Raw genomic sequence first — 11,230 nt, 5'->3', positions numbered from 1 at the left:
CGGGGGCGGGCCGCTCTGTCGTGATGCTTGCGAGTCCTACTTGAGGCGCGCCTCCGCCTGGACCGGCGGCAGCGTGCCCTTGGGCTCGAAGAGCGCGCGGTGCAGGACGCCGGCGAGCAGACCACCGACGATCGGGAAGACGATGAACACCCACAGCTGCGCCAGGGGCTCGGGGCCGCCGTAGATCGCCGCGGCGATCGATCGGGCCGGGTTCACCGAGGTGTTGTCGATCGGGATCGAGATCAGGTGGATGAGGGTCAGTGTGAGGCCGATGGCGAGCGGCGCGAGCGCCGCCGTGCCGCGGGTCGAGTGCGTCACACCGAGGATGATCAGCACGAAGACCGCCGTGAGGAGGATCTCTGCGATGATCGCGGCGCCGAGCCCGAAGCCGCCCGGCGAGCCGAAGTCACCCGTGCCGAAGCCGTTGGACGCGAAGCCGCTGTCCTGGGCGTTCGCGAGCCAGTTGTCGGTGCCGAAGATGCCGATCAGCACGATGAGCGTCGTGCCGAGGGCGCCGCCGATCAGCTGGGCGATGATGTAGCCGATCGTGTTCTTCCACTCGAAGCGACCGGCGGCGGCGAGGCCGAGCGTGATCGCCGGGTTGAAGTGGCCGCCCGAGATGGGACCCCACGCGTAGGCGCCCACGACGACCGTGAGACCGAAGGCGAAGGCGACGCCGACGAATCCGACGCCCAGTGGGTTGCTCTCCGCATCTGCGGGGAAGTTGGCGGCGAAGAGCGCCGTGCCCACGCCGCCGAAGACGAGCAGAAACGTTCCCAGAGCCTCCGCGACGAGCCTGTTCACCGTGGTGGGCGGGATGGTGGTATCCGACATGGCGGACTCCTTTCCTCGTCGTGAGGCTAGCGCTACGCCCAGCGGATTCCCAGGAACCGGGCACGGAGTGTCTGAGTGTGACGCGTGATCTCGCGAGGTTTCCCTTCGTGTTCAGGCATTAGTCGCCGGCCGTTTCGGCGTCCTCCCGCGTTTGGGGCGCGCGAGCGGCGTTCGGGGCGTGCGCCGCGCGCCCCGAACGTGCGCGGCGCGCCCCAAACCAGTGAGGGAGGATCGGATGCCGAGACCCGGCGTGTTACGCCCTCAGAGCCGCCCGGCGGCTTTGAGCGCGAGATAGCGGTCGGCGATGCGCGGCGGCAGGTCCTCCGGGGTGGCGGCGATCGCCTCGCCTCCCGCGCGGCCGATCGCCGCTGCCACGACGGCGGCGTCGTGCGTGCTGCGCTCGATGGCGGCGGCGCGGTACACGTCGGCGGCGTCGGGGCGCTCGGGCAGGGGCTCCTGCTCGTCGGTCACCGCGCCGACCAGGACGTGGGCGGCTCGGGAGAGCGCGGGCAGCGATCCCAGGAACCCGCGCGCGGCCTCCGGGGCGTCCTGCGCGGTCAGGAGGACGACCAGCGACGGGCGGGACGTGAGCGTGCGCACCTGGGCGAACGCGGCATCCCAGTCGGTGTCGATGAGCTGCGGCTCGACGGGCGCCATGGCGTCCACCATCGCCGGCAGGAGTCCCGGGCCGTCGACACGGGTGACGCGGGCGCGGATCGTGCGGTCGAACATCAGCAGGTGCACGTGGTCGCCGGCCCGGGTCGCGAGGGCGGCGAGCAGCAGCGCGGCCTCCATCGCGGCATCCATCCGGACGCCGTCGCCGACGCGTGCTGCCGCCGTGCGTCCGGTGTCGATCATGATCACGACGTGCCGGTCGCGCTCCGGGCGCCAGGTGCGCAGCATCGTCGTGCTCGACCGCGCCGTCGCGCGCCAGTCGATGGCGCGCACGTCGTCGCCGCGCACGTACTCCCGCAGGCTGTCGAACTCGGTGCCCTGGCCCCGCACCTGCACGCTCGTGTTGCCGTCGAGCTCGCGCAGCCGCGCCAGCCGCGAGGGGAGGTGCCGTCGCGCCGTGAACGGCGGCAGCACCCGCAGCGTGCCCGGCTCGTCGAGGCGCGCCTGGCGTCCGGCGAGGCGCAGCGGCCCGTCGGATCGCACCACGACGAATCGCGATCGCAGCTCGCCGCGTCGACGGGGGAGGAGCGGGATGCCGATCGCCCGGGACTCGCCGGGCGGGATGTCGATGGCCGGGCGCTCCACCGGCGCACCCGCGGTGGGCTGCCAGGCATCGCGCACGCGTCCGCGGACGGTGCGATCGCCGGTGTTGCGCAGCACGAGCTCGGCCCGCACCGCCTGTCCGAGCAGTACGCGGCTCGGAAGGCGCCGCAGCACCGTCATCCGGCGCGGATCGGGCGCCGCCGCCGCGTCGGCGAGCGCCGCGATCAGGCACAGCAGGATCCACGCCGCCGCTGCGAGCCAGGGGTCTACGCCCGCCGCAGAGAGCAGCACGACGGGCACCGCCCCGACGGCGAGGAGCAGCGGCAGGCGGCCGGTCAGGTACATCAGGCGTCGTTCCGTTCGGCGCGTTTCGTCTCGCTCGTTCCTCGCTCGCTCAACGACCGGCTCCTAGATCGGGACGCGGGTCTGCTGCAGCACCGAGCCGAGCACGGCGTCGACCGACACACCCTCGAGCTCGGCGTCGGGGCGCAGGCGGATGCGGTGCCGCCACGTCGGCAGCAGCATCGTCTGCACGTGGTCCGGCGTGATCGCGGGGTACGCGCCCAGCCACGCCCACGCCTTCGACGCCGCCAGCAGGGCGGTCGCCGCGCGGGGACTGACGCCGAGCTGCACCGACGGACTGCTGCGCGTGGCCTGTGCGAGGTCGACGATGTAGCCGAGCACGTCGTCCGAGACGGTGACGGATGCCGCGGCCCGCTGCGCCGCGCGGATCTCCTCGGCGGTGGCGGCGCGGCGCAAGCCTGCGCCGGCGAGATCGCGGGGGTCGAAGCCGCTCGCATGGCGGCGCAGCACGGCGAGTTCGGCATCCCGAGCCGGCACGTCGACGATGAGCTTGAGCAGGAACCGGTCCAGCTGCGCCTCGGGCAGCGTGTAGGTGCCCTCGTGCTCGATGGGGTTCTGCGTCGCGGCGACGAGGAACGGGTCGGGAAGCGACCGCGTCACACCGTCGGTCGAGACCTGGCGCTCCTCCATCGCCTCGAGCAGCGCCGCCTGCGTCTTGGGCGGTGTGCGGTTGATCTCGTCGGCGAGGACCACGTTCGTGAACACGGGTCCCTCGCGGAACTCGAACTCCCCGGTCTTCGCGTCGTAGACCAGCGAGCCCGACACGTCGCCCGGCATGAGGTCGGGGGTGAACTGGATGCGCGTGGTGTCGAGGCCGAGCGCCGTCGAGAACGACCGCACGAGCAGCGTCTTCGCGACGCCCGGAACGCCTTCGAGCAGCACGTGCCCGCGTGCCAGCAGGGCGATCAGCAGGCCTGTCACGGTGCCGTCCTGGCCGATGACGGCCTTGCCGACTTCGAGGCGCACGCGATTCATCGCTTCGCGCAGGGCGGCGTCGTCGGGGGGTGCGGTCGGGCGGTCGACCGCGTCGGACGCGGTCGCACTCGGCACCACGGGCGAATCCGTCATCGGGGGCTCCTCTCGGGGCGGACGGCCGCGCGCACGGCGTCCTCCAGGTCTCTCAGGCGTGTGCTCAGGGCGACGAGCTCCGCGTCGCTGCGCGGGATCTCGTCGAGCAGGATGCCGCGCACCGCGCGGCGGTCGAGGCCGGTGCGGCCGGCCGCGGCGTCGGCGATCTCGGGGGCGGCGGCGTTCGCGGCGAGGCCGAGCAGGGTCGCCAGCCGACGCAGCGCGCCGATCCGCAGCCGGTCCGCGGCGTGGAGCGGATCGCCCGCGCGCGCGTACAGGCGCGCCCGTCCCTCCGTCGTCTCGGACGCCCGGACGGTCACCGGAAGCCGCTCGGCGACGAGCGGGCCGAACCGGCGGCCGCGCCAGATGCCGGCGGCGACCCCCGCGACCAGCAGCAGCACGATCACGGGACTCACCCACGGGGGCGTGAGTTCGCCCAGCGACGGGTCGGCGTCGGCGAGGTCGGTGTCGCCCGCGCCGGGCATATACCAGACGACGAGCGGATGCCGCCCCATGAGGTTCACCGCCAGCGCCGCGTTGCCGTTGTCGGCGAGGTGCTCGTTCGTGAAGAGTGCCCGGCCGTCGACCGCGGCGACGCGGCCGGCGTCGGTGGCGTGGACGACCAGTCCGAAACCGTCGGCCGCCGCGTAGCAGGCGGACGTGTCGTCACCCGCGCGGTAGACCGCGCCGGGGGCGACGGCGCCGGCGCGGACGGCATCCTCGAGTCGGCAGTCGGGCTCGACGCTCTCGTCGGGCGCGACGCCGGCGGGCGCCGACCCGGCGACCAGCAGATCGAGCGTCCGGGAACGTGCCTCGATGAGCACGACGTCATCGGCGGCTTCGGCGAGAGCGGTCACGACGTCGTCGGACAGCGCCGGCGCATCAGGCATCACGAGGGTCGCCTCCACGGCCGCGAGGGCTTCCGACGCCGCCGCGCGATCCCGCACGACGACCACGTCGACGCCGTGCTCGCGCAGGATCTCGGCGATCGCGCGCGTTCCCGCGGGTCCCGTGGAGTCGGGGTCGAGTGCGCCGCGCTGAGCCCACTGGTTCGCAGCCGACACGGCGCCGCCGATCCCTCCGACGACGAGCAGCGCGAGTCCGATGGCGATCCACGCCGCGATGCGGCGGCGTCGTCCGGTGGCTGCGTGGATGGTGGCGGCGTCCTGCCGCGGGGGAGTGGCCGTCGCCGTCATGCCGGCACCTCCTCGCGCACCGCCGGTCGCGCCGACACGACCGCGTCGTCGACCGAGGCGACGAGGCGATAGAGCTCCGCCGTGCCGGGACGCCGCAGGTAGCGGACGTCGTCGAACGCCGTCGCGGCGTCCTCCAGCCGCGGCGCGAGTGCGGGGAAGGCGCGGGCGGCGGCCCGCGCGAAGGCGTGCACCGTCGCGCCCGGCGGCGGGTCGACCACGCCGCGTTCGAGGCAGCCGCGGGCGAGCGCCCGGAAGCGCAGCACGATCGCGGCCTCCCAGTCGGCCGCCCGCGCGCGCTCGGCGGCGGCGGCGCGCAGCTCGGCGGCCGAGCGGTGCTCCGTCTCACCGAAGAGCAGCGGCGGGCGAGCTGCCGCGCGGCGGGTGGCGCGCGGCACGCCCCACACGAGGAAGGCGGCGACGATGATCACGACGACGACGATGGCGGCGACCAGCGCGAAGGTCGATCCCCAGCCGCCGGAGAGGTCGGGATTCAGCAGCGACGCGATGAAGTCGCCGATCGCCCGCGCGATGCGATCGAACGGAGTGGGCTCGGCGATGTCGTAGGCCGGGTCGGACAGCTCCTCCTCGGCCCAGCGCCGCGCCTCGTCACCGTCGGGGGTGAGCGGCGGCACGGCGTCGGCGGCACGCGCGAACGCCTGCACCAGGGCGGAGGTCAGGCCCACGGCGAGTCGCGGTCGGTGCCGTCGGACGCGGCGCCCGGCGCCGTCCAGGCCGTCGCCGAACTGGCATCCTCGGGTGCGACATCCGCCTGAGTGTCCGGGGCCGAGACCTCCGAGGCAGGGGGAGCAGCCGGCGCCGCGGGAGCCGGGTTCGCCGCCGGCGGATACGGAGGCTGCGGGGGCGCCGTCGCCTGGGCGGGGTACGCGGGCTGCGCGCCGTACGCGGGCTGCGCGCCGTACGCGGGCTGCGCGCCGTAGGCGGGCGGAGCCCCGTACTGCGGTGGTGCGCCGTATGCGGGCGGCGCACCATACGCAGGCGGGGCACCGTACGCGGGCGCCGCTCCGTAGCCCGGTTGCGCGCCGTAGACGGGCTGCTGCCCCGGGGCGGCGTAGCCCGCAGGAGCGTATCCCGGCGGGTACGCCGGGTAGCCCTGGCCCGGGAACGCGCCGGGCACGCCACGCGGCGCGATCGCGCGTCCGATGTGCTCGCGGTACGGATCGGGAAGGTCGGCGGCTCCGGAGTCCCGTCGCTCGCCGTACGCCAGCAGGTCGAGGTCGAGCCCTTCGCGGCGCATGCGGCAGTCGATGTAGATGAGCGCCGTGGCGGTGGACTGCACGACGACAGCGACCGCCTGCAGCAGGAGCGTGAGAACCTGCGTGAGCAGGGCCGCCGCGATGAAGCCGATGATGGCCGTCGGCTCGGCGGCGCCGGTCGGTGCGATGATCGTCGTCAGCCCCATCGACAGGAAGCTCATCGGCAGGCTCACCACCTGCGCCACGGCCGCGAAGATGACGCTGATCACGATGATGACGCCGAGGGCCGGCCAGAAGCGGCCGCGCGTGAGCGTCCACGAGCGCGACAGCGCCTGCAGAATGGTCGCGTGCTCGACGATGATCGCCGCGGGCACGAGCAGCAGCTTGATCATCAGCCACCACGTCAGCGGGATCGCCGCGAGGATGACCACGATCGTGAGGGCGATGGCCGCCGGGGGTGCGGCGATGGCGATACCGACGATCGCCAGGACGACGACGGTGACGAGCGCCGCCACCGCGAGGACCACCAGCAGCGAGTAGCCGATCAGCCGCCAGGCGATCGGCTTGACCTGCCGCCACAGCGCGCCCAGGGTGAGCTTCTCGGCGACGGCCGCGTGCGTCACCTCCACGACGACGATGCCCTGCACGATCACGCTCAGGGCGCCGGCGGCCAGCGACAGCACGATGCCCGCCACGGCGGTCAGGGCGATCGAGCCGGCCATGACCGTCTCGTACTCGTCGCTGCCGGGCTGCAGGGTGTTCAGGCGCGAGAACGTGGCCCACATGACACCGAGCACCCCGGCGAGCACGACGACGTACGCCAGCGTCTGCACCACGAGGGCGAAGCCCAGGAGCACGCGCGGGTTCTGGCGCAGCGCCGCGAAGGAGCGTCCCAGGATCGTGCCGAACGACAGCGGATGCAGCGGGATGATCCCGGGGCGGGACGCCGGCGTCCAAGCCGGGTACGCGGTCACGGTTTCCCCTTCCGTCGGCGCCGATGCGTCGGTGACGGCGCGGGTCGGCTGATCCCTATCGTTCCACATCGGCCGGATGCCGCACCCGCCGCGCTCGGGTGGCTCCCGGCGCCCGCTCGGGCGAGGCTCGGCCGCTCCACAGGCCGTGTCGACTACTCTGTGTGAAGCGCATGGGGACGGCGCGTGCCGTCTGTGCCTGGAGAGAAGGAACGAACGCGCGCGATGACTTCACGCATCCTGGTGGTCGACGATGACACCGCCCTCGCCGAGATGATCGGCATCGTGCTGCGCACGGAGGGATTCGAGACGGTGTTCTGCGCCGACGGCGCCGAAGCCGTCGACGTCTGGCGCACCGAGCGCCCCGACCTCATCCTGCTCGACCTGATGCTTCCCGGCATGGACGGCATCGAGATCTGCACCCGCATCCGCGCCGAGTCCGGCATCCCGATCATCATGCTCACCGCCCGCACCGACACGGCCGACGTCGTCAAGGGACTCGAGTCGGGAGCCGACGACTACATCGTCAAGCCCTTCAACCCGAAGGAGCTGGTCGCCCGCATCCGCACGCGGCTGCGCCCGGCGAGCCAGCAGGCGAACGACTCGCTGCGCATCGGCGACCTGACCGTCGACGTCGCCGCACACGAGGTGCGCCGCGGCGACGGGCCGATCGCACTCACGCCTCTCGAGTTCGAGCTGCTGGTCGCGCTGGCATCCAAGCCTCAGCAGGTGTTCTCCCGCGAGATGCTGCTCGAGCAGGTCTGGGGCTACCACTACAAGGCCGACACCCGCCTGGTGAACGTGCACGTGCAGCGGCTGCGGGCGAAGGTCGAGAAGGATCCCGACAACCCCAAGATCGTCACGACGGTGCGCGGCGTCGGATACCGCGCCGGCGCCGTGGTCTGAGGCTCCCATGACAGCGCCGATCACGGGCGTGGCGCCGACGCGTGCGCACGTCGCGTGGTGGCGGCTGTGGCGGGCGTGGCCCGGCACCATCGCCGGGCTCTGGCGACGCTCGCTGCGCTTCCGCACGCTGCTCGTGACCATCGGCCTCACCGCGCTCGCCGTCGTCGTCGCGTGCGTGTGGATGGGGCTCGCGATCCAGAACGACCTGTTCACCTCCCGCAAGGACCAGGTGCTGCTGGACGCCGAGCAGGCCAGGGGGGCGGCGCAGCGCACGCTCGACGCCGCCGTGCAGAGCGACGTCGTCCAGCTGCAGAACGTGATGACGCTGGCGTTCACGGCGCTGCGCGACCAGTCGTCGGCTCAGATGGTCGCGGCCTACCGCATCGGTCCGCCCGTGCCCAATGCCCCGCAGGACTTCAGCACCGACGAAGCCGAGATGCCCGATCTGCTGACGACGTCGATGCGCTCGCTCGTGCGCACGAACCCCGACCAGCAGATCTGGCAGCCGGTGGCCCTCCCCGACGGCGCCGATACCAGCGTGCCGGGGATCCTGGTCGGCCAGCAGCTCACGATCGAGGGGGTCGCGTCGTACGAGCTCTACCTGGCGTACGACCTCGCGAACGCGCCGCAGACCCTGACGTTCGTGCAGCGCACGCTGTGGGTGGTCGGCATCGGGCTGGTGCTGCTGATCAGCGGCATCGCGTGGTTCGTGCTGCGCTCGGTCACCGCGCCGATCAGCGAGGCGGCCGACACCAGCGCCATGCTCGCAGCCGGCCGCCTCGACGTGAGACTGCAGGTGCACGGCGAGGACGAGCTCGCGACCCTCGGCCGCTCGTTCAATGCGATGGCCGACAGCATCGAGTCGCAGATCAAGGAGCTCGCCGAGCTCTCGCTCGTGCAGCAGCGCTTCGTCTCGGACGTGTCGCACGAGCTGCGCACGCCGATGACGACGATCCGCCTCGCCGCCGACATGATCAACGACCAGCGGGCGGACTTCGACCCCGCTACCGCGCGGGCCGCCGAGCTGCTGAACGCCCAGGTGCAGCGGTTCGAGACGCTGCTGACCGATCTGCTCGAGATCAGCCGCTACGACGCGGGATCGGTGCAGCTGGAGCTCGAGCCGACGAGCCTCGCGCACCTCGCCGAGGACGTCATCGCATCCATGCAGCAGCTGGCCGAGCAGCATGGCACGGACGTGCGTCTCGTGGCTCCCGGGGGATATTCCCCGGTCGACATGGACCCCCGGCGTGTGCGTCGCGTGGTGCGCAATCTGCTGGGCAACGCGATCGAGCACGGCGAGGGGCGCCCGATCGTGGTCACCGTCGACAGCGACCAGCAGGCCGTCGCCATCGGGGTCCGGGACTTCGGCCTCGGCATGAAGGCGGCGGACGTCGAGCACGTGTTCGACCGCTTCTGGCGCGCCGATCCGTCCCGCAAGCGCACGATCGGCGGCACCGGACTCGGCCTCTCGATCGCGCTCGGCGACGCGAAGCTGCACGGCGGCGAGCTCGCGGTGTGGTCTGAACCCGGCCGCGGCACCAACTTCGTCCTCACGCTGCCGCGGCAGGACGTTCCGCTGGCCGGCGCGTCGCCTATCCCCGTCGATCCGGGCGACGATTCGGTGGCCGCCCTCGATGACCTCGGTCTCACGGCGCCCGTCGATGTGTCGCGCCTGGACGCCGGAACGGACGGCGATCGCCGGACGGCGACGGATGCCGGATCGCCGGGAGGGACACGATGACCCGGGCGCGCGGCATCCTGGCAGTGCTGCTGGCGCTGTGCGCGGTGGTCGTCACCGGGTGCGCCGGTTTCCCCACGAGCGGGCCTCCGGAATACGGACTCGAGAGCGGCGGCACGGACGACGACTCGCAGAACGTCGCCTTCATCCCCAACAGTCCGCAGCCCGGGGCCACACCCGAGCAGATCGTCGAGGGCTTCGTCGACGCCGGGTCGGGGCCGGGCGTGCGGGGCGACTGGACGGTCGCCCGTGAGTTCCTCGCGCCGTCGTTCCGTGAGACCTGGAAGCCCGAGACGGGCGTGTTCGTCGACGAGCGCGCCGAACGCGACTACGTCGAGACCCAGGAAGGGTCCGTCGACTTCGTCTACGACGTCGTGGCATCCGTCGACGACAAGGGCGCCTACGAGCGCGCCGACATCGCCACCGCGAGTTCGACGTTCCGCCTCGCGCAGCAGTCAGACGGCGAGTGGCGCATCACCGAGGCGCCCGACGGCATCTGGCTCGACGAGGCCCAGTTCCCGACTGTCTTCAACCGCTATCCGGTGATGTACTTCGACCCCACGTGGCAGTACCTCGTGCCCGACGTGCGCTGGTTCGCGATCACCAGAGCCCCGGGCAGCATCGCGGACGCCCTCGTCAACAAGCCTCCGAGCGAGTGGCTGGCAGGTTCGGTGGACACAGCCTTCCCCGATGGCGTGGCCTTCGTCGCGGCCGTGCCGAACGACGAGGACGGTGTGGACGTCGCTCTCACGGGCGACGCGATGCTGGCGGTCGACAGCGACGTCCTCGACCGTATGCAGACCCAGCTGGAGGTGAGTCTGCGGGCGGCCGGGGTGACCCAGGTCGCGATGACCGTCGACTCCACGCAGATCGACGCGGAGCCCGTCGCGGTGCGCTCCACGCGGGTGCCGGCGGCGCCGCTCGTGCTCACCGAGCAGGGCTTCGGCTTCCTCACCGGCGACGAGATCGACAAGATCCCCGGCCTTTCGGCGGCCGTCGAGGCGAACGCACCGGTCAGCGTGCAGGTCGGCGCCCAGCGCGACCTCGCTGCAGCGAAACTCGCCTCGGGCGCGGTCGTGCGGCTGAACTCGGCGGGAACCGACGCCGAATCGCTCGATACCCGCGTGGGACTGGTCGATCCCGTCATCGACGGCTCGGGCGCGGTGTGGAGCGTTCCGCAGGACCAGCCGTCGGCGCTGCGCGCCTTCCTGCCCGGGGGCGATGTCGTCGAGATCGCCGATGCGTGGAGCGAGGCGACCGCCATCGCCGGGATGTCGCTGTCGCGCGACGGCACCCGGATGGCCGCCGTCGTCAGCGCCGGCGGCCGGACGGTGCTGGTGGTGGCCGGCGTCCTCCGGAACGCTGACGGCATTCCCGTCGGACTCGGCACCCCCACGATGCAGCTCGCCGTCGTCGGCGGCGCGGTGGTCGGCGTCACCGACATCGGCGTCACGTGGATCGACGACGTGTCGATCGGCGTCCTCGCCGGCGCGGAGTCCGAGTCGACCGTCGTCGAGCAGGTCGTCGGCGCGCCGACGTCGCTGTCTACGGCGTCAGCGGGCATGGCATCGATCGCCGGCGGCACAGGTGGCTCGAGCCTGCGCCTGAGGGCCGACGACGGCACGCTCTACGTCAAGCGCGGCACGGCGTGGCAGCCGACCGCGACCGGCGTCCTCGTCCTCGCGACGCAGCAGGGAGCGCCGCAGTAGGTTCCTCCCCAGC

The 11,230-nt window shown here is 72.6% G+C and carries 9 protein-coding genes; 3 read left to right on the top strand and 6 right to left on the bottom strand.

The features are described from left to right. Positions 1 to 36: 36 nt before the first annotated feature. The 6 genes from aqpZ to MRBLMI12_RS19485 form a co-directional block, all read right to left on the bottom strand. Positions 37 to 834 carry an aquaporin Z gene (aqpZ, locus tag MRBLMI12_RS19510; RefSeq protein ID WP_349426805.1) on the bottom strand — a complete coding sequence of 266 codons (798 nt, stop codon included), beginning with the start codon at positions 832 to 834 and terminating at the stop codon, positions 37 to 39. Between the two features lie 261 nt (positions 835 to 1,095). After that, positions 1,096 to 2,397 (bottom strand): DUF58 domain-containing protein, encoded by a 1,302-nt coding sequence (locus MRBLMI12_RS19505; protein WP_363357864.1) that lies wholly within the window; start codon positions 2,395 to 2,397, stop codon positions 1,096 to 1,098. A 63-nt stretch (positions 2,398 to 2,460) separates the two neighbouring features. Further along, a complete protein-coding gene (locus MRBLMI12_RS19500; RefSeq protein WP_349429105.1) occupies positions 2,461 to 3,390 on the bottom strand; it encodes an AAA family ATPase in 930 nt (309 codons plus the stop codon). Between the two features lie 89 nt (positions 3,391 to 3,479). Then, positions 3,480 to 4,679: a DUF4350 domain-containing protein gene (locus MRBLMI12_RS19495; protein ID WP_363357863.1), complete on the bottom strand. Its 1,200-nt coding sequence runs from the start codon at positions 4,677 to 4,679 to the stop codon at positions 3,480 to 3,482. Next, a complete protein-coding gene (locus MRBLMI12_RS19490) occupies positions 4,676 to 5,362 on the bottom strand; it encodes a DUF4129 domain-containing protein (RefSeq protein ID WP_363357862.1) in 687 nt (228 codons plus the stop codon). Before MRBLMI12_RS19490 ends, MRBLMI12_RS19495 begins: the two co-directional genes overlap by 4 nt. Beyond that, complete coding sequence (locus MRBLMI12_RS19485; protein WP_363357861.1) at positions 5,353 to 6,867, bottom strand: glycerophosphoryl diester phosphodiesterase membrane domain-containing protein; 1,515 nt, start codon at positions 6,865 to 6,867, stop codon at positions 5,353 to 5,355. The genes MRBLMI12_RS19490 and MRBLMI12_RS19485 overlap by 10 nt, the downstream gene beginning before the upstream one ends. Before the next feature lie 222 nt (positions 6,868 to 7,089). On the opposite strand from MRBLMI12_RS19485, the gene mtrA reads away from it, so the two are divergent. The 3 genes from mtrA to MRBLMI12_RS19470 are packed head-to-tail and all read left to right on the top strand — an operon-like array spanning position 7,090 to position 11,217. After that, positions 7,090 to 7,770 (top strand): MtrAB system response regulator MtrA, encoded by a 681-nt coding sequence (gene mtrA, locus MRBLMI12_RS19480; RefSeq protein WP_308868351.1) that lies wholly within the window; start codon positions 7,090 to 7,092, stop codon positions 7,768 to 7,770. Positions 7,771 to 7,777: 7 nt separating this feature from the next. Beyond that, positions 7,778 to 9,511: an MtrAB system histidine kinase MtrB gene (gene mtrB / locus MRBLMI12_RS19475; protein WP_363357860.1), complete on the top strand. Its 1,734-nt coding sequence runs from the start codon at positions 7,778 to 7,780 to the stop codon at positions 9,509 to 9,511. Beyond that, positions 9,508 to 11,217, top strand: coding sequence for a hypothetical protein (locus MRBLMI12_RS19470; protein ID WP_363357859.1), 1,710 nt, complete (start codon positions 9,508 to 9,510; stop codon positions 11,215 to 11,217). The genes mtrB and MRBLMI12_RS19470 overlap by 4 nt, the downstream gene beginning before the upstream one ends. The last annotated feature ends 13 nt before the right edge of the window (positions 11,218 to 11,230 follow it).

The organism is Microbacterium sp. LMI12-1-1.1 (assembly GCF_040676455.1).
In the GTDB taxonomy this organism is placed as follows: Bacteria; Actinomycetota; Actinomycetes; order Actinomycetales; family Microbacteriaceae; genus Microbacterium.
Note: the sequence above shows the minus strand (reverse complement) of the source record. Positions and strands in the feature narration are given on the sequence as shown.

What these genes read in the sequence shown, in the direction of transcription:
- aqpZ (WP_349426805.1), bottom strand. Translation starts at nt 834, where the DNA reads ATGTCGGATACCACCATCCCGCCCACCACGGTGAACAGGCTCGTCGCG.
- MRBLMI12_RS19505 (WP_363357864.1), bottom strand. Translation starts at nt 2,397, where the DNA reads ATGTACCTGACCGGCCGCCTGCCGCTGCTCCTCGCCGTCGGGGCGGTG.
- MRBLMI12_RS19500 (WP_349429105.1), bottom strand. Translation starts at nt 3,390, where the DNA reads ATGAATCGCGTGCGCCTCGAAGTCGGCAAGGCCGTCATCGGCCAGGAC.
- MRBLMI12_RS19495 (WP_363357863.1), bottom strand. Translation starts at nt 4,679, where the DNA reads ATGACGGCGACGGCCACTCCCCCGCGGCAGGACGCCGCCACCATCCAC.
- mtrA (WP_308868351.1), top strand. Translation starts at nt 7,090, where the DNA reads ATGACTTCACGCATCCTGGTGGTCGACGATGACACCGCCCTCGCCGAG.
- mtrB (WP_363357860.1), top strand. Translation starts at nt 7,778, where the DNA reads ATGACAGCGCCGATCACGGGCGTGGCGCCGACGCGTGCGCACGTCGCG.
- MRBLMI12_RS19470 (WP_363357859.1), top strand. Translation starts at nt 9,508, where the DNA reads ATGACCCGGGCGCGCGGCATCCTGGCAGTGCTGCTGGCGCTGTGCGCG.